18 protein-coding genes are annotated in these 19,189 nt (G+C 33.2%); 5 read left to right on the plus strand and 13 right to left on the minus strand.

Going from position 1 to position 19,189, the window contains the following annotated elements:
* Positions 1-17: 17 nt before the first annotated feature.
* From BLT80_RS08120 to BLT80_RS08175, 12 genes are all read right to left on the minus strand, one after another.
* Complete coding sequence (locus tag BLT80_RS08120) at positions 18-995, minus strand: Gfo/Idh/MocA family protein (RefSeq protein WP_092467121.1); 978 nt, start codon at positions 993-995, stop codon at positions 18-20.
* Positions 995-2,803, minus strand: coding sequence for a sodium:solute symporter family protein (locus BLT80_RS08125; RefSeq protein ID WP_092467122.1), 1,809 nt, complete (start codon positions 2,801-2,803; stop codon positions 995-997). Before BLT80_RS08125 ends, BLT80_RS08120 begins: the two co-directional genes overlap by 1 nt.
* Positions 2,804-2,968: 165 nt before the next feature.
* Positions 2,969-5,488, minus strand: a complete 2,520-nt coding sequence (locus BLT80_RS08130) for a PIG-L family deacetylase (RefSeq protein WP_092467123.1) — start codon at positions 5,486-5,488, stop codon at positions 2,969-2,971.
* A 101-nt stretch (positions 5,489-5,589) separates the two neighbouring features.
* Positions 5,590-6,027: a hypothetical protein gene (locus BLT80_RS08135; RefSeq protein ID WP_092467124.1), complete on the minus strand. Its 438-nt coding sequence runs from the start codon at positions 6,025-6,027 to the stop codon at positions 5,590-5,592.
* 71 nt (positions 6,028-6,098) lie between these two features.
* On the minus strand, positions 6,099-7,178 hold the full coding sequence (gene corA, locus BLT80_RS08140; protein ID WP_092467125.1) for a magnesium/cobalt transporter CorA: 1,080 nt from the start codon (positions 7,176-7,178) through the stop codon (positions 6,099-6,101).
* Between the two features lie 3 nt (positions 7,179-7,181).
* On the minus strand, positions 7,182-7,727 hold the full coding sequence (locus tag BLT80_RS08145) for a mechanosensitive ion channel domain-containing protein (RefSeq protein WP_092467126.1): 546 nt from the start codon (positions 7,725-7,727) through the stop codon (positions 7,182-7,184).
* A gap of 46 nt (positions 7,728-7,773) precedes the next feature.
* Positions 7,774-8,703 (minus strand): septum formation inhibitor Maf, encoded by a 930-nt coding sequence (locus BLT80_RS08150; RefSeq protein ID WP_092467127.1) that lies wholly within the window; start codon positions 8,701-8,703, stop codon positions 7,774-7,776.
* Between the two features lie 83 nt (positions 8,704-8,786).
* Positions 8,787-9,380, minus strand: a complete 594-nt coding sequence (locus BLT80_RS08155) for a Maf-like protein (RefSeq protein WP_092467128.1) — start codon at positions 9,378-9,380, stop codon at positions 8,787-8,789.
* A 1-nt stretch (position 9,381) separates the two neighbouring features.
* On the minus strand, positions 9,382-10,311 hold the full coding sequence (locus BLT80_RS08160; RefSeq protein WP_092467129.1) for a geranylgeranylglycerol-phosphate geranylgeranyltransferase: 930 nt from the start codon (positions 10,309-10,311) through the stop codon (positions 9,382-9,384).
* A 7-nt stretch (positions 10,312-10,318) separates the two neighbouring features.
* Entirely contained in the window at positions 10,319-10,630 is a 312-nt protein-coding gene (locus tag BLT80_RS08165) for a hypothetical protein (RefSeq protein WP_092467130.1), read from the minus strand.
* Positions 10,631-10,701: 71 nt separating this feature from the next.
* Positions 10,702-11,235: a KdsC family phosphatase gene (locus BLT80_RS08170; RefSeq protein ID WP_092467131.1), complete on the minus strand. Its 534-nt coding sequence runs from the start codon at positions 11,233-11,235 to the stop codon at positions 10,702-10,704.
* 2 nt (positions 11,236-11,237) lie between these two features.
* Positions 11,238-12,032, minus strand: coding sequence for a Rossmann-like and DUF2520 domain-containing protein (locus tag BLT80_RS08175; protein ID WP_092467132.1), 795 nt, complete (start codon positions 12,030-12,032; stop codon positions 11,238-11,240).
* A 221-nt stretch (positions 12,033-12,253) separates the two neighbouring features.
* Between BLT80_RS08175 and tnpA the strand changes: the two genes are divergently transcribed.
* The 5 genes from tnpA to BLT80_RS08200 all read left to right on the plus strand — a co-directional run bounded on the left by tnpA (position 12,254) and on the right by BLT80_RS08200 (position 18,485).
* Entirely contained in the window at positions 12,254-12,715 is a 462-nt protein-coding gene (gene tnpA / locus BLT80_RS08180) for an IS200/IS605 family transposase (protein WP_092467133.1), read from the plus strand.
* Between the two features lie 249 nt (positions 12,716-12,964).
* Positions 12,965-13,354 (plus strand): group III truncated hemoglobin, encoded by a 390-nt coding sequence (locus BLT80_RS08185; RefSeq protein ID WP_092467134.1) that lies wholly within the window; start codon positions 12,965-12,967, stop codon positions 13,352-13,354.
* 58 nt (positions 13,355-13,412) lie between these two features.
* Positions 13,413-13,862, plus strand: coding sequence for a large conductance mechanosensitive channel protein MscL (gene mscL / locus BLT80_RS08190; RefSeq protein WP_092467135.1), 450 nt, complete (start codon positions 13,413-13,415; stop codon positions 13,860-13,862).
* 99 nt (positions 13,863-13,961) lie between these two features.
* Positions 13,962-17,213 carry a cytochrome c biogenesis protein CcsA gene (gene ccsA, locus BLT80_RS08195; protein ID WP_092467136.1) on the plus strand — a complete coding sequence of 1,084 codons (3,252 nt, stop codon included), beginning with the start codon at positions 13,962-13,964 and terminating at the stop codon, positions 17,211-17,213.
* Positions 17,214-17,336: 123 nt separating this feature from the next.
* The gene (locus tag BLT80_RS08200; RefSeq protein ID WP_092467137.1) at positions 17,337-18,485 is read left to right on the plus strand and encodes a trans-sulfuration enzyme family protein; all 1,149 of its coding nucleotides are present in this window, start codon (positions 17,337-17,339) and stop codon (positions 18,483-18,485) included.
* Here BLT80_RS08200 and BLT80_RS08205 read toward each other — a convergent pair.
* On the minus strand, positions 18,475-19,164 hold the full coding sequence (locus BLT80_RS08205; RefSeq protein ID WP_092467138.1) for a DUF2490 domain-containing protein: 690 nt from the start codon (positions 19,162-19,164) through the stop codon (positions 18,475-18,477). The genes BLT80_RS08200 and BLT80_RS08205 overlap by 11 nt on opposite strands.
* Positions 19,165-19,189 lie beyond the last annotated feature (25 nt).

Below are 19,189 nucleotides of genomic sequence, written 5' to 3' on the forward strand. Positions count from 1 at the left end.
TTTGTATAAAATTGAGATTAGCTATATTCTAAACCGATTAATGATCTAATTTTATCTAGAGTGCTAATCAATAGCTTACTTTTTTCAAAAGTCATCATATCACTTTCTGTTTTATCATCTCTTATGAGTTGATTAAAATGTTCAATCTCATAACTATACCCAATCGTTTTAGTATCGAATTCTTTTAATTCAGAATTCCCTAAATGATCAATTAGGGTTACAGATGATGGTTCGTGAAAACGACCATTAATTTTTATAGTTCCGTTTTCACAATGAAAGATGGCTTCTGTATTGGTTTCTTGCAACAGTGTGCTTTTTAATACGGCTTTGGAGTTTTCATATTGAAAAGTAATATTGCATTCTGAATCTGCTCCAGAATCGAAAAACTGAGCTTTCGCTTCAATAGTATTTGGTTCTCCTAATGTAGATAAGGCAGCAAAAACAGGATAAATTCCTATGTCCAATAAACTTCCACCTCCAACGGATTTGTCAAAAACTCTAGAAGTTTCGTTATAGGTTGGGTGGAACCCAAAATCAGCTTCAAGCTTTACAACATTACCGAAATGCTTTTTTTGAAGTACGTCTAAAACATATTTATAATGTGGCAGAAAAATAGTCCATAGTGCTTCCATTAAAAGCGTGTTTTTCTCTTTTGAAAGCTGAATCATGTCCTCGACTTCTTCCAAATTCATAGCAAACGGCTTTTCACATAAAACCGCTTTATTATGGTTGAGACATAACACCGTATGTGCTTTATGAAAACTATGAGGTGTCGCAATGTAAATCGCGTCGATATTAGAGTCTGAAACTAAGTCTTCGTAGCTCCCGTAAGCAATCGTTGCTTGATATTCTTGACCGAATAGCTTCGCCTTTTCTAGGTTTCGAGATGCAATAGCATAAAGTTTGGAATTTGAAACCGTATTTAAATCGGTAGCAAATTTACCGGCTATTTTTCCTGCACCAATAATTCCCCAATTAATAGTTTTACTATCCATTATGCAGCTTTTTTAGGTGATAGTACTTGTAATAGATTAGCTATTGTTATCACAACTACGCAGCCAAATAAATTGAGCCATAAGTAAGGCATCCAATCTAACCACCAACCGATAACAACTATAGCTTGTGTAATTAATGCACCAATAAATACGGCATTTCCTTTAATGTATTTAAAGAAGAAAGCGAGTAGGAATATACCTAGAACATTTCCGTAGAAAATAGAACCGATAATGTTAACTAACTGAATTAAATTTTCAGCAAGATCTGCAAAGCAGGCAATAATTATGGCTACAATTCCCCAACCAAACGTAAACCATTTGGTCATTTTTACCGTGTGTTCTTCTCCTTTGTCCTCTTTTTGGTTTCTGCCATATAAATCAATAGCTGTAATCGTTGCAAGGGCATTAATTTCTGATGCTGTTGATGACATCGCTGCAGATAGAATAACAGCTAATAATAGACCAATTAAGCCTGTTGGTAAATTATTTAAAATAAACCGAATGAACATATAATCTCTGTCATTGGTTTGTGTGTCTTTAGCGGCATCTTTATATAATGCTGTTAGCGCTGCTGATTTTATGAGATAGGCTTCGCTTTCAGGGTTAGATTGTAAAGCGTCTACTTCATTTTTAAGTGTGTTGTATGTCGCTGTATATTCAGTGTCTATAGCTTTTTTAATTAAAAATTTGGATTCAGAACGGTAGGTTTTTTCAATACTATCGAGTTGAAATAATCTGTTTTTTAAACGATCATCTTCACTTTTAGATAATGCCAAACTCACCTTTTGCTTTTCGGTAAATAATGTGGTTTGCTTATCTTGAAGTGCTCTGTAATTGTCACCATATTCAGAAGCTAAAACAGTTTGTTCAGATTTGTCTATAAAATTTAATGGTGAAGGATTAAATTGATAAAACACAAATACCATCACACCGACAAGCAAAATAAAGAATTGCATCGGTACTTTTAACATCCCATTAAACAATAAACCCATTTGCATTTCTTTCATGGATTTACCAGAAAGATAACGCTGTACTTGGCTTTGGTCAGTTCCAAAGTAGGAGAGCATTAAAAATGTACCACCTATTAACCCGGTCCAAACGGTATATCTATTTTCTAAATCGAATGAAAAATCTAAGACTTGCATTTTTCCTGTTGCACCAGCAATATCAATGGCATCTATAAAAGAAACTTCCTCAGGAATTAGATTAATGATAATAAATAAAGCGGCTATCATACCAGCAAAAATGACAAACATCTGCTGTTTCTGAGTTACGGTTACGGCTTTGGTTCCACCAGAAACGGTGTAGATAATAACTAAAAGACCAATTATGATGTTGAGTGTCACAATATTCCATCCTAAGACCACAGAAAGAATAATGGCAGGAGCGAAAATTGTAATTCCGGCTGCCAATCCACGTTGAATTAAAAAGAGGATGGCTGTTAAACTTCGGGTTTTAAGGTCGAATCGATTTTCTAAAAACTCGTAGGCCGTGTAAACTTTAAGCCGATGATAAATTGGAATAAATACCAAGCAGATAATAACCATGGCAATTGGAAGTCCAAAATAAAATTGAACAAATCCCATACCATCAGAAAAAGCCTGACCTGTTGTAGAAAGGAATGTAATTGCACTTGCTTGGGTTGCCATTACAGATAGACCAATCGTCCACCATTTAGAAGTATTACCGCCTTTTATGTAATCTTGTGCATTTTTGCGACCTCTGGTTTTCCAAGTTCCATAACCAACAATTGTTGCTAATGTTACTATTAAAACCGCCCAATCAATCCAATCTAAAGTTTGCTGCATTATTTGTTGTTATGCGAATGAAGCTGTAATAAAATAAAATAAGACAATATAAAGTGCATTAGCAATTAACACCGCTGTATACATTTTACTCCATTTTTGTTTTGTCTGTGGTTGGTTTTGGTTGCTCATTAGTTGGTTGTTAGTTAGTTGTTAAATCTTATTTCCTTAGTTTTTAAGTGTATGAGATTCTTGTTTACCTGCAGATAGCAAATTAGCAAAAAGTCTGTATGCACCTGGAACTCCTGCCGGAAATTCCCTAAAGAAACTGAGACCTGTGTAAATATAGTTTCCTTTACCGTATTTTGCAACTAGTAGAGCACCTTCTTTCGAATTTTCTCCTTTATCGTTAGAAGCCAATAATGGAGTAAACTCTTTAGACCATTTATCGGGAAAGTACAAACCACGTTCTTGTACCCAACCTTCAAAATCTTGACGGCCTATTTTATTAGGGAAATTCAGAATCGGATGGTTAGGTTCTAAGATGTTGATCAAAGCATTTTCATCTGTAACACGATCTCTAGATAATTGTAAATCGTAAGGCGCTAAATTATCGACTTTTACACCTCTACTGGTATTGTATTGAATGATTAAGTTGCCCCCTTCTTTAACATAATCTAATAAAAAACGTTGTTTAAATATTAAGTCTTCCACAATATTGTAAGCTCTAATACCGACTACAATGGCATCGAAATCGTCAAGGTTTTCTGGAGAAATTTGTTCGGGTTTAATAATGGTAACGTCGTATCCAATTTGTCTTAAACTTTCAGGGACTACATCACCAGCTCCTTCAATATAACCAATACTAGCACCTTTTATTTTAATATCTAATCGTACCACTTTGCTTTCGCTAGGTATTAAAACCGTCTGGTATGGAATATGTGGATAATCGATTTCTATAATTTCGTCGGTATAAAATTCCCCATCAATATTTACCATTGGTGTAATTAAACCTTCGCTTTGATTTTTTGGAGGAATAACCGTGAATACCACTTTTTGAATGTCGCCTTTATTGGTGATTTTAATTTTTTGTTTTAGGGGAAAGACTTGCCAGTCTTTAGGGTAAGCCATTTGTACAAAACCGTCAATATTGTCTTTACCCGCTTTTACAGTGACTTCTATTTCTTTTTGGTGATCGTTTTCAAAAATATAAACTTCATCACTTAGACTTGCTGAAACGATAGGTATGATTTCGAAAGGACGATACAATTCACCTTTATCTGGCTTAGAATAGCGATATACAACAGGTTTTGTTATCGTAATTGGTGTGCCTTCAATCAATAGATTAAAATCTACAAAAACAGCTCTTGGTGTTTCTGGTAAGCCAATTAAATTTTGATCTTTTACGTTGTACATGCCTAATGTACTTTTGTTGTTTAGCCAATACGGTGTGGTGTAAGTGCTGTTGTTAGGAATGGTAATACCTTCTTCGAAATTTAATTTTTGATTGGAAGTTAACGGCATGCTTTTAGAAACTCCTGTTGATAATGTTGAAAGGTTGTAAGACACCAAATCAATATTTGCAGTGCTACGGTTTAAAACTTCCATGTTTAATGTTACACTAGAATTTGGTGCTGCATTTGGTGTATTAGCTGAAACTTCTAAATATAACCCCGTACAAGCCTCAATAATTGTTTTAAGTTCTTTTGTTTTAACTGTTTTCCAATGCTCGTCTTTTAAACTTTGAAGTAATTTATAAGCTTCTAAAAGTTGTGGTACATGTGACGCTGGATTTTTAAAGTCGAAATTAGTTTCAATCGTTTTTAGAATGTTTCCAATGGCTTTTCCGCCTTCAACACGATTCCAAGAGGTGTCGATACCTTCAAAAATATCGTCGCTATTGTTTAAGGGGGCTCCTTTTAAAAACTCAATGTATTCTTCTTGAGAACCACGTTGTAATAAACGACCAAAGCCTTGACACAAATGTTGGCTACTCGCTAAAGCAGCAACTTCGTTATTAGACATGCCTTTAGAAGGATAGTAGACACCAACATCAAAAGAAAGCATGTTACTCTTGTCTAGTTTATCAAACGCTTCTTGACTTCCATAACGCCACCAAGAGGTGTTGTAAAATAAGCGTTTTGGTTGCCATGGTTGAGTTAATTGTAATTGTGATGGATATTTTGAAGCATCATTGGCTATATCAAAAGCTTCCATACTTAACATTGCAGAAGCGGTATGATGACCATGAGTTTCACCAGCTCTTCTTTGGTCAAAACGGTTAATGATAACATCGGGTTTAAATTCTCTAATCGCCCAAACAACGTCTGCTAAAACGTCATCTTTATTCCATATTTCTAAAGTTTCATCTGGATGCTTAGAATACCCAAAATCATTGGCTCTTGTAAAGCGTTGTTCGCCTCCATCGACACGTCTCGCTGCTAATAATTCTTGAGTTCTAATAACCCCTAAAAGCTCTCTTATTTCTGGACCAATAAGGTTTTGGCCTCCATCTCCACGTGTTAATGATAAGTAAGCGGTGCGCGCTTTTACTTCGTTAGACATGTATGAAATTAAGCGTGTGTTTTCATCATCCGGATGAGCCGCTATATAGAGTACTGATCCTAAAACATTGAGTTTTTGAACGGCATCATAAATGTCTGAAGAATTGTATTTTTTTGATTGTTGTGCTTGTAATGAAACGATGGAGCTTATAAAAAGCAATAGACAGAGTCTAAGTTGGTACATGAGGTTATTAGTTAGATGTGTTTCAAATATAGAAAAGATAGTAACTTATTCCTTTTTTTTAGGTTTTGTTTAACGGTTGAAATGTTCGTGACTTGGAATTTTTAGTTTTGTGTTGGGATTTCAGTGACATATTTATTCAAATTACGTTGTAGTGACCACACGCAAATTATATAGAACCAAAGCATCAAAAATACTTCAAAAACACTATGAGTAGAACACCCTTTTTTCTTTTCGAAATTCACATAACTTTTTGCAGTTAAAATCATTAATATAAAACCACATAGTATTGCTAATAAATGAAACGGCATTAAGGGAATAAAAAATGAAAATGTAAAAAACATATAAAGCACATAAATAATAGGATAAATAGTTAAACCACTAACGAACCAAAATTTTAAATTGTTTGATGGTTCATTGACCTTTTTATCCAGCTGATATATTATTGAAAACCACCAGATATAGATTGGAATTCCTAAAAGAAGCAACAGAAAAATTTTAAATGGAGGTAATTTTAAAAACCATTGGGTTAATTTATTCATGTGTCTTTTTTTTGGTTGTAGTTTTACTTAAAATGACAACACATGATGTTGATGGTATGCACATATTATTTTTACAACCACTTCTTACGTTTAAAATAAATCAGCATCAAAATCAGCATTACAAACATTACGGCCAATAGAATAAAATAACTGTATTTGTAATGCAGTTCTGGGATGTTGTCAAAATTCATTCCGTAAATACCTGCGAGAAAGGTTAATGGAATGAATATGGTAGAAATTATAGTGAGTACTTTCATTACTTCATTCATACGATTGCTAATGGTTGACATGTACATATCCATTAAACTCCAAATCATCTCGCGATAAATATCGATGTTTTCAGATACTTGAATTAAGTGATCGTAAATATCTCGGTAATAAGTGATTGTGCGTTTGTAAATTAGTGGGTGTTCTCCCTTTTCTATGCGATTTATTATTTCGCGAAGCGGGAAAATAGCACGACGTACCTTTAAGATTTCACGCTTTAATTGTTGGACTTCAATGTTAATATTGTCTTTGGCATGACCTTCAAACAAGTCGTTTTCTAAATCTTCAATTTTATTGCCAAGGGTTTCTATAATACTAAAATAATGATCGACAACCGCATCAATTAAGGCGTATAATAAATAATCAGATTTTAAACCTCTAATCCGCCCATTACCAAGTCTAATGCGATCTCTAACCGTATCAAACACATCTCCTTCAGACTCCTGAAAAGACAACACATAATTTTTTCCTAAGATTAAACTTACTTGCTCTATAACGACGTTTTCATCCGCGTCGTAGTACAGCATTTTGAGAACAACAAAAAGATAGTCATCGTATTCGTCAATTTTAGGACGCTGTGTAGTATTTACAATATCTTCTAAAACAAGTGGGTGTAAATCGTATTGTTTGCCAATGTTTTCGATTTCACTAAGCGAGTTTAGGCCATCAATATTTATCCAAGTTACAGAATCGGTTTCCTTGTACGATCTGGCATCTTCTATATTGGTTAAAACACTTTCGTTTAAACTGTCTTTCGTATAATCGAAACATTCTATTTGAAGTTGTTTTTCCGTTTTCTTTCCTGTGTACACTAAAGTGCCAGGTGCTTTTCCTATGTGTTTTTTGTAATTATGAGTACGTTTTTTTATCGTTTTTTTTCGCATAGGTTATAAAATACTGCTATCATCTAATTGATCATCCAAAGCATCCTTTTGCAATAAAGTTACAGCTTTTTGTAGAATTAGATTATTAGGGTAAGTTACTAAATCTCCTTTTTCGTCTTTAAGATGAATTTGAAATGCTCTAATATCTTCGATAATCCCTATGATAGAATCATCTTTATCGTGAATCTTTATTTTATCTCCAACTTTATATGGAAAGGAAAAAAACATAATGATTCCAGATGTAATGTTGCTTAAAATAGACCAAATTGCAAAAAGAGCAATACCAATTACGGCAAAAACAGAAGAGAATACAAGCGTAATATCTCGTGTTTCTGCACCAAGAATAAAGGTCTCTAGAAGGATAGCAATAAGTACTAGTGTAACGGTAGCATAACGACCTATTAAACCTGCTCTTGCTTCTGTCGTACCACTTTTTCTTCCTATTTTCTTTACAGTAATTACTATTATTTTTCTAATAATAAATAATGTAATTAATAGTATAGTTGAATATAAAATTTGATCTTGATAATTATGAAATATTGAATTCATTTAGGGGGTATTTTACGTCACAAATATAATTCAGAATCTATGAAGATTATTGCAATTTTAAAGTTTCTCTAAGGTTGATATCTGAATTGCTTTTTTTGTTCCAATAGTCAGATTTTATACTTGCTAATTTCGAAGCTTTTGTCGTTAAGGTTTCGGTAGATGTGCCTGACTCTTTAACTGTAGTTTCTTCCCAGCCTAGAATATCAAACGGAAAATTAGGATTAAAATTAATTTTTAGGGTTCGATTTAATTCTGGAAATGATATGGTGTAACTATTGGTTTCTAGTTTTGTGATAGCTTCATAAGCCTTTAACTCTTCATGATTTAGTCGCAAAGATTCTAAAGAAGGAATCAGTTCTATTTGACCCACAGGAAGACTTTTAGGATCGATTCTTAACTTGGTCCACAATTCGTTTTCGGTCCAAGCTTTGTCTAGTTTTAGGTTTTCATCAGCTTCACCTTGAAAATACGAATGCGATTGCACTTCAAAGGCATCACGATTATTTAATTGCGTGTAAACATGTCCGCACCATTCTTGAACCGATGCTGAAATTTTTAAAGCATGTTGATTATTGGCTACAGGGTAAAATGTACTCTGCATTATGGAATACGGATAAATACCCGTATTGAAGTTTTTAGTTGCATTTAGTTTTAAAACAGGAATGTTGTTTTCATTATAATTGTCGGCTTTAACCTGAGCATCTGGTAAAAAATCTTCGGTTACAAATACCAAAACAGCTGTGCCTTCTCTAATTTCGCCATAGCGCGCTTGTTCTAGTTTATAAGACGTGATTTCAGCTTCACCATTATACCAATAATTTTTAAAATCGGCTGTGAGTTTTGTTTTGGGTTCTAAGACTTCAGTTTCAGATTCTGAAGTTATTTGCGTCTCTGTAGTTGTAACTGGTTTTTCTTTACAAGACGTAAAGATTGAAATAACTGTAAGTATTGCAAAAAGAGGTTTGAGTTTTATCATAATTATCAAGTGTTTTTAGACGCTGTAGCTCACGAAAATTAAGCACAACAAAACGAATAATAGTGTACAATAAAGATAAGACTCTAATTACGGTCTGCAATGGTATTTAACGTTTTGTAAAGTAAATGAGTAGGCAAGCCAACAACGTTATTATAAGAGCCTTCAATACTCGTAATTCCAATAGCGCCAATCCATTCTTGTATGCCATAAGCCCCAGCTTTATCTAATGGTTTATAGATGCTAACGTAATGTTGAATCTCCTCGTCGGTTAAGGCTTTAAATGTTACTTTGGTAATGGTGTTAACGAGGTGTTGTCCCGTTTTTTGCGTGAAACAGATTGACGTCACCACCTCGTGTGTTTTATTGCTTAACGATTTTATCATGTTGAAAGCATCGGCTTCATCTTTAGGTTTTCCAATTGCTTTATCGTCTAACCAAACGATAGTATCACTGGTGATTACGATAGCGTTATGTTGAAGATCTTCTAAAAACGGTTCAGCTTTCAATTTTGCTAAATAATCGGTGATTTCTTCTTTTTTTAAATCACTTGGATAAATTTCCTCAACGGGTTTTAACTGAATTTCGAAATCGAGATGCATTTCCTTTAAAAACGCATGACGACGCGGTGACGCTGAAGCCAGGATAATATTAAAATCGTTGAGTTTGTCGTTTAACATTTTAGTTTAGGATAATAAATTTATAAAGTAATAAGGATAACATACCAGTAAGCATAACTAGTTTTAGGACTAAACTAATATGCTTGTATTGTGCGTTGTTTTCAGCACTAAACAATTTTATACTCACATAAATTAATGGAGCCACAACTAAAATTAAAAAATAACCAACGACTAGTTGTTGCTTAAACAAATAGGTAATCACATAATAGACTATAGAAAATATAGGAATTAATGAGAGTATAAAGACAATCTTTGAGGTGCGTTCTCTCCCTAAAAGAATAGGTAATGTTTGAATTCCGGCTTTGTAATCTCCATCAATATCTTCAATGTCTTTTACGACTTCTCGTATCAAATTAATCATAAAAGCAAAAAAGGCATAGTCTCTAATAATGTTTAAAAATGTAGATTGAATAGCTTTGTTGTTGTCCGTCATAGCGGGAATTAACTCAAAAATACCAACTAATAAAATACTCAAACATACGATAATGGAAACCACAACATTACCAACAACGGCAATTTGTTTGAGATATGAAGCGTACATATAGAGTAGTGCGGACGTCATGAAAAAGATGGCGAAAAATTCGGGTTTTCCAATACCATTAGATAAATAAAAACCTAAGCCGACTCCAATGACGTTTAGAACAATAAAGATTGTGTTTGCACTTTTTTCTGAGATGTGTTTATTAATAATTAACCGGTTTGGTTTATTGATTGTATCGGTCTCAACATCATAAATATCATTAATAACATACCCTCCAGCTGCAATACAAACTGTGGCTAATACTAAAAGGAAAAAGTTAAAGTCACTTAACGTAATAAGTACACCATGACTTTGTTGAAAAGGTAATAAAAGGGCATATTTTATTAAGTATTGCACTAAAGCAATCATTAGTAAATTTTTCCAACGGATTAAATTAAGAAAGTGAATCATTTGAAGGTTAATGAGATAATATTTTAGTAATTAAATAGTAAGCTATAGCTGCAACAATCATAAGTATAATGATACTAATAAATGCTGTTTTTTTTAAAAGCTTGAGTTCTTGCTGTCTTATTTTGTCTTTAATTTTTTGCTTGTCTTCTTTGGTTAAATCTTTATGCAAAAAATCCATTTTGTAGTGCAGATGGGCTTCAAGATCTAGTTTTTCCTTGTATTTAGAAAAAGGAGTAGATGATCTTTGGTTAAATGTCGCCTGACTATTACCAAAACCAATATATCCAAATCCTGTGCTATGTCTTCTTCCGCTTGACATGTTTTAAAAATTTATACGATTTTTATTTCCAACAACCAACAACCAACAACCAACAATCAACTACCAGATATCTAGTCATACTTAGCATCAAAATTTCCATTCCATTTGCCTTGTACTTTCAACACTTGTTCAACAACATCTCTTACGGCACCTTTTCCTCCGTTTTTATGTGAAATGTATTTTGAAATGGCTTTAATTTCGGGAACAGCATCTTGAGGACAACACGGTAAACCAACTAATTTCATCACAGGATAATCCGGTATATCGTCTCCCATATACAACACTTGAGATTTTGAAATGTTATGCTGATTCAAATAACTGTTAAGCTGTTCAATTTTATTATGTGCCCCTAGAAAAATATCTTTAATCCCTAATCCTGCTAAGCGTTTACGTACACCTTCGTTAGAGCCACCAGAAATAATACAGAGGTTAAAATTGGCATCAATGGCTGTTTTTAATGCAAATCCGTCTTTAATATTCATGGTTCTTAGCATTTCTCCTTCTGTCGTCACAGTGATTGTACCATCGGTAAGCACACCATCAACATCAAAAATGAAGGTCGTAATGTCTGCTAAATATTCTTTGTAACTTTTATCGTCGCTCATAGTTAATTTTCTTTTTTCTGGCTTTTGATTCTAGTAGATCGAATACCATGTGTCTTTTTTATAGAAGTAGTAAGCATTTTGTAAATCGCTTCATGCTCTTCTTTTTCAATTAGCTTAAGTTGTCTTTTTATAGTTCTCTTATCATTCCGTTTTGCAGGACCTGTTTGTGCCATAAACGGAGACATGTGTTGAATTTTCTTTGCCGTTTCTTCAATTAAAGGATGCAAGATTTCAAATTCTATATTTTTAGTTTCGCAAATTTCATGACCAATTCTATAGAGTTGATTCGTGAAATTATTAACAAAAACAGCGGCTAAATGTAGTGTCTGACGTTGTTCGGTTGTGATTTTATGTGGCTTACAATTAACAGCTTTTGCTAAATCTATTAATAGCTGAAGGTTTTCTTTTTCATAAACTTCAACACAAATCGGGACTTCGCTAAAATCTATTTCTGCCTCTTTAGAAAATGTTTGCAACGGATAGAAAACTCCAATCTTGTTTTTCTTATCTATATCGTGCATGGCAACGCTTCCAGAGGTATGCACCACAAATCGATTTGTAAATGGTAGGTCTATAGATAATTGCTCAATACAATCATCGCTAACCGCCATAATGTAAATGTCCGCTTCTTTTAACTTGTCTAATGAATCTGTGATGTCTACGTCATTGGCGTAAGACGAAATGGATGCTCGCGTGCGATTATACCATTGTGTAATCGAAATATTTTCAGAATTTGAAAAGGCTTTATATAAGTGTGTGGCTACATTGCCAGCACCAAGTAATACTACTGATATCATGCTGTAAAAATACTAAGATTTCTTATTTTAGAATCACTAGAATGAGATTAAAAGGATAACTTTGGGTAATTCTAAAAATTGATAAGTAAAAAGGAAGCTATTATGGTTATATATTACATATGCATCGATTAAATATGTCCCATTAGGGACAAAAGATGGGTAGATTTTAGTTTACAATAATAAACCAGTGTGCCTTTAGGTACACCATATAATTTAGAGCAATGCCAAACACGTATACACAAATTCATATCCAAGCCGTTTTTGCGGTTCAAAATCGGCAAAGTTTAATTAGAGATAGTTGGAAAGCCGAATTATACAAGTATATCACAGGAATATTTAAAAACAACAACCATAAGGTTTTGCAAATTAACGGAGTGGCTGACCATATTCATGTTTTATTTGGAATGCGACCAACACAGTCATTATCTGAATTGATGAAGCAAGTAAAACACGATTCTTCAAAATGGATAAATAATAAAGGTTTTGTTAATGGCAGATTTTCGTGGCAATCTGGATATGGTGCGTTTTCTTATTCTAAATCTGAAGTTCCTAGAATAATTAATTATATCAAAAATCAAGAAGAACATCACAAAAAGGTTGTGTTTAAAGAAGAATATTTAATGTTGTTAAAGGATTTTGATGTAGAATTTAATGAACGTTATATTTTAAAATCTGTATTATGAAATTTTAGTTTAAAATATATTTTGTACCTAAAGGCACAATAACTTAATGGTGTTTTTTTACCAATATAAAGTCCCTAAAGGGACGAAAAATGTATTATTAATTGATTGTAGAAATGGTTTTTTTGAAGACAATATTTGGTAACATAAGTTAGAGTAATTACCAATGTCTATATAATATGCAAGATTTTAATTATAGCAAACTATCAAAAACCAAATTGTTCCAATCGAGACAATATAAATTATAAGATGATGAATAAAACAGATATAAAAAACAGAGAAGACATATTCCTATTAGTTTCTAAATTTTACGAAAAGGTAAGAAAAGACGAAAAATTAGGCCCATTTTTCAATGAAACCATTAAAGATTGGGATCAGCATTTAGAACATCTCACTACGTTTTGGGAATCGAGTTTATTTCTGAAAACTAAATATTTTGGTAACCCGTTAGAAGCACATACCAAAGTGGATGCAGCATTTAATCATAGTATCACCGAATTACATTTTGGCTTGTGGTTAAATTTATGGTTTGAAACGATAAATGAATTGTTTGAGGGCGATTATGCTGAGAATGCTAAACGTCGTGCTCGTAAAATGGGAACCTTTATGTATATGAATATTTTTGCAGCTCGAAATACCTAAATATAATCCACATCTTTTTAAATTTGCAATTAATTATTTTTTTGAAACAATTAAAAGTATGGGGTTATTAAGAGAGTTTAAGGAATTTGCAATTAAAGGTAATATGATGGATATGGCCATCGGAATTATTATTGGAGCATCATTTAATAAAGTCATTGATGTGCTTGTAAAACATGTGCTAATGCCACCATTATCTTTACTAACAGATGGAGTTAATTTTCATACTAAAAAACTTATTCTAAGAGATGCTATCACTGATGTTTCTGGTGCAATTACAACGAGCGAAGTCGCTATTGGATATGGAGAACTTATAGAAGTTTTTGTAGACTTTTTAATTATTGGATTTACCGTATTTTTAGTTGTTAAAGGCATGAATAGACTACGAAGTAAAGCACAAGACTCTAAAGATAAAACAGTGGTGACACCTAAAGATATTCAGTTGCTATCTGATTTAAAAGAATTAATGGAAGAGCAAAACAGAATGCTGAAATCAAATTTAAAAAGTTAAATAGTTTCTTGTGTCTAATTTTAACATGTTTTAGTACTAAAACTGAAACTAAGAATAATTAAAAAAACATATCTTTGCACAGCTTAAAAAGCCTATGCTATGCAAAAGAAAATCGCTAATTTCCTATTCTCTACAAAACTTACTGCTTTCTTATTTATTGCCTTTGCCGTTGCTATGGCAGTAGGGACTATTTTGGATAGAAATATGGATACCTCTCCAACACCATACACCAGAACATTAATTTATAATGCGTGGTGGTTTGAAGCCATAATGGTGTTTTTTGTTATTAACTTTGTTGGTAATATTTTTAGGTTCAGGCTTTATAAAAAAGAGAAATGGGCAACATTAACGCTGCATTTATCTTTTATTCTTATCCTTATTGGAGCATTTGTAACGCGCTATATTGGTTACGAAGGTATGATGCCAATAAGAGAAGGCGCAACTGAAAGTGAATTTTTCTCTCAGAAAACATATCTCGGTGGACGCATATTAGGAAACTATCAAGTTAATGGTCAATTACAACAACGAAGAATAGAAGAACACGTCGATTTTTCTCCACGTTTAGATAATGAATTTGAAAAAACGTTCGATTATGGTGATACAGAAGTTACGATTAAACTTGAAGAATTTATAAAAGGGGCAGAAGAAGATATTATTCCGAATGAGACCGGAAACCGCTATTTAAAAATAGTTGAAGCAGGTGAGAGTGGTCCTCACAATCACTTTTTAGAAGACGGGAAAGTTGCTAATCTTCACAACGTTTTGGTGTCTTTAAATAAGTTTCAAGAAGGCGCTATAAATATTACAGAAACCGAAGAAGGGTTGTTTATTCAATCTCCTTATGATGGCGAGTATATGACCATGGCAACTCGTGTTACGGGTATGTTGGTTAAAGATAGTTTACAGCCATTAATACTTAGGTCTAGATATATTATTGGTAATATGCAATTAGTTATGCCTAAACCTATTGTAAAAGGAGATTTTGGAATTGTAAAAAAACCAGAGCTCTTAAAAACTAAGGCAGATCCAGACGGACTTATCATGAGTGTTTCGGCAAATGGTGAGACAAAACAAGTAGGCCTTATTGGAGGTCCAGGCAATTATACAGCCATGAAGGAATTTAAAGTCGGAGGCTTAGAAGTGGCATTACAATATGGTCCTAAAATATTGAAGTTGCCTTTTGAGATTAAACTAAATGATTTTATAGCAGAAAAATATCCAGGTACAGAAAAAGCCTATTCGTCTTATGAAAGTAAAATAACGGTTTTAGACAAAGAAACTGGTGATTTTGATTATCGTGTGTACATGAATCATGTTTTAGATCACAAAGGGTTTCGTTTTTTTCAGGCCAGTTTCCATCCAGATGAAAAAGGTACCGTACTTTCTGTAAACCACGATCTTTGGGGAACGTACATTACTTATACTGGTTATATATTATTGTATTTATCTATGATGGCCATTTTATTCGTGAAGAATACTCGGTTTGATGATATCCGAAAAAGGTTGGCTAAGTTAAAGGATAAGAAAGCAAAAATGATGACCATGATTTTGCTTTTATTAAGTTTTTCTGGTTTTGCACAAGTCCATACAGACGATGATGGTCACGATCACCAAAAGAAAACAGGAAAAGAGCAAATAGATTCTATTCTGAGTGTACATATTACTCCTAAGGAGCATGCTGCCAAGTTTTCAAAAATGGTTATTCAAGATTATAGTGGTCGTATGATGCCAATGCATACCTATGCTTCTGAGATGCTTCGTAAATTAAGCAAAAGTGATGTTTATGAAGATTTTGATGCTGATCAAGTATTTTTATCTATTCAAGAAAGTCCGATGCTTTGGTACAATGTGCCAATCATTTATTTAAAACCAAGAAAAGCAGATTCTATACGATCTATAATAGGTATAGATTATGAAGAAAAATACTCACGACTCGTAGATTATTTTACACCAGAAGGTCGTTATAAATTAGCTCCATATTTAGAAGAAGCCTACAAAACACAGGTGCCAAATGGTTTTCAAAAAGAAGTTAAGGAAGCCGATTCTAGAGTTAATTTACTGTATAATGCTATAGAAGGACGCTCTATTAAAATATTTCCTGTTCCTAATGATGAAAATAATAAATGGATTTCGTCATTAGATTTTAGAGAACAAGATTATCGAGAAAAAATAGAAGATACGCTGTACGGAAACTTTATTAATAATGGTTTTAGTGCTTATTTAGTAACTCTGAATAATGCAAAACAAACAGGAGATTACTCTAAAGCAGAAGAGCTACTTAAAGGCATTAAAAAAACACAACAGCGTTTTGGTAGTGAAGTGATGCTAACCGACGATAAAATTAATGCCGAAATCTTATACAATGATTACGATATTTTTAAACGATTATATAGCTGGTATATGTATGCTGGTGCAATATTGTTTGTTTTTATTATTATTCAGATTTTTAAGTATAGAAGTTCATGGATTAAAACAGTTATAAATGTATTGTTAGGTATTGTAGCTTTATTATTTGTACTGCATACGTTAGGTTTAATTTGGAGATGGTATTTATCTGGCCATGCCCCTTGGAGTGATGCATATGAATCTATGATTTATGTCGCTTGGTCAACTATGCTTTTCGGTTTTATTGTTGGTGTAACTAGGAGAAAAGATAGTTCAGCTAAAAAGAAATTGACTTTAGGTAAAATTACAACGTCGAGTTTAACAGTTGCGGCAGGTGCATTTGTGACTGCAATGATCTTAATGATTGCACATTGGAATTGGATGGATCCTGCCATTGCAAATCTTCAGCCTGTATTACAAGGCTATTGGTTAATGATACATGTTTCGGTAATCGTAGCCAGTTATGGTCCATTTACTTTAGGTATGATATTAGGAGTTGTAGTCTTATTTCTTATGATTTTTACCACAGAAGAAAACAAAGAACGCATGCTAATTAACATTAAAGAGTTAACCATTATTAACGAAATGGCTTTAACGGTTGGTTTAGTAATGTTAACCATCGGAAACTTTCTTGGTGGTATGTGGGCAAACGAAAGTTGGGGACGTTATTGGGGTTGGGATCCAAAAGAAACTTGGGCGCTTATTAGTATTATGATTTATGCCTTTGTAATCCACATGCGCTTAGTACCAGGTTTAAGAGGGAAATGGATTTATAACCTAATGTCAATCATTGCTTTTGCTAGTATTCTTATGACGTATTTTGGGGTTAATTTCTATCTCGCAGGATTACATTCTTACGCTAGTGGTGATCAAATATTAAGCTTTCAGTTTATAGCAATAACTGTAGGGATTGTAGCTATTCTTGGATTCTTCTCATACAGGAAATATAAGAAGTATTATAAATAATTGTAAGGTCTTTAAAATTTAAAATGGGTTGACAATCATAAAGATTGTCAACCCATTTTTATTGATGGATATCAGAAGACTTGTTTTCTTTTTCCTTAAATTTATAGCTTATAATTATTTGCTATGTCTAAAAAGAAATTAGGTTTAAATACCATTTGCACACATATTGGTGAAGTAAAGGATGAACAGTTTAAAGGTGCCGTGTCACCAATGTATTTAAGCTCGTCTTATGAGTTTTTAGATGTGGATGTAAAGCGGTATCCGCGTTATTTTAATACTCCAAATCAAGAACATTTATCCAAGAAAATTGCAGCTTTAGAACATACAGAAGCAGCTATGATTTTTGGTTCTGGTATGGCTGCGATTAGCACCATGTTTTTAGCATTTTTAAGACAAGGTGATCATTTGGTGGTTCAGAATACGTTGTATGGAGGTACATTAAATTTTATAAAAGAAGAGTTTCCCAAATATGGTATAGAATATACTTTTACGAGCGGTTATAAAGTTGAAGACTTTGAAGCCGTCATACAACCTAATACCAAATTGATTCATATTGAAACTCCTTCAAATCCATTACTAACTATTACAGATATTAAGGCCATTGCTGAACTTGGTAAATCTAAAGGTATTTTAACATCTATTGATAATACGTTTGCCTCGCCTGTAAATCAAAATCCTATGGACTTAGGGATTGATATGGTAATGCATTCTGCAACAAAATATTTTGGTGGCCATAGTGATATTTTGGCTGGTGCGGTCGCAAGCTCTAATGAGCATATGGAACGCATTTGGAATGTGGGTAAAAATCTAGGTGGAAGCTTAAGTGATATGACTGTTTGGATGTTAGAGCGAAGCATGAAAACTTTAGGATTACGTGTAAAAGCGCAAACCAAGAATGCCATGAAACTCGCTAAGTGGTTAGAGAAGCATCCTAAAATTTCAAAAGTATATTATCCTGGTTTAAAATCGCACCCAGAGCATAAACTGGCAAAATCTCAAATGAGTGGATTTGGGGCCATGCTATCTTTTGAATTGATAGATGATATTGATGCTCTTCTTTTTCAGAAACAATTAAAACTCATTAAATCGTCTATGAGTTTAGCCGGAGTTGAAAGTACAATGTTGTCTCCATATTTAACATCACATGCGTTATTAACCCAAGACGAGCGTGATGCTGTTGGTATAAATAATCAATTGATTCGCTTTTCTGTGGGTATTGAAGAAACTAAAGATTTAAAACGCGATATCAATCAGGCTATAGCTAATTTGTAAGAGGTTTAGGTTGTCTTGAATCAGTTTTAATACTTATGCCTATTTGAATTCGGTTTAGGTTATTATTTTTAATATGGTGCTTAAAATAATCGACACTGAGCTGTGTGTTTTTTAAAATATGGATGCCAAATCCTATAAAGAAACGATTCTCATGAAATGCCTCATCTTGAAAATTTACAAAAGGCTCTTCTTTTAAGGATAGATAGAAGGTCTTATTGAGAGGATACTTTAGGCTTAATCTGTATCGAATACGATTTTGCATTTCATTTCCAGTCGTCATTTCTAAAAACCGTTGTTCTAATCTAAAGCGATGTTGCACGTTTATTTCGTTAAATTTATGTTTAATAACGTACTGTTCTAAAATTCGATGCTCAATGGTATTGGGCTTATTATCGGTATCAAAAACACTATCAATATCTAGATAAGCATAAGCAAGGGTTATGGTTTGATTGTCTTTTAAATGATAATTTCCATTTAAAGAAGCAAAGGTTAAATTATAATTTGAAGTTGGTTCGTAAAGGTGTAATTCAGCGTAAGGTGTTATACTGAAATGTTCAGTAAATCTATGATTAATACCAAGTGTGTACCAAGAGCCAAGGTAATCTTCAGCATTTTTTTGGGCATGTAATGACGTCTGAAATAGTAAGAAAGTAAATAGTAAGTATAGGGTGTTTTTCATAATAGACTGTATAAGAAAAAAGAGC

The sequence above is a fragment of the Winogradskyella thalassocola genome (assembly GCF_900099995.1).
GTDB classification, from domain to species: Bacteria; Bacteroidota; Bacteroidia; order Flavobacteriales; family Flavobacteriaceae; genus Winogradskyella; species Winogradskyella thalassocola.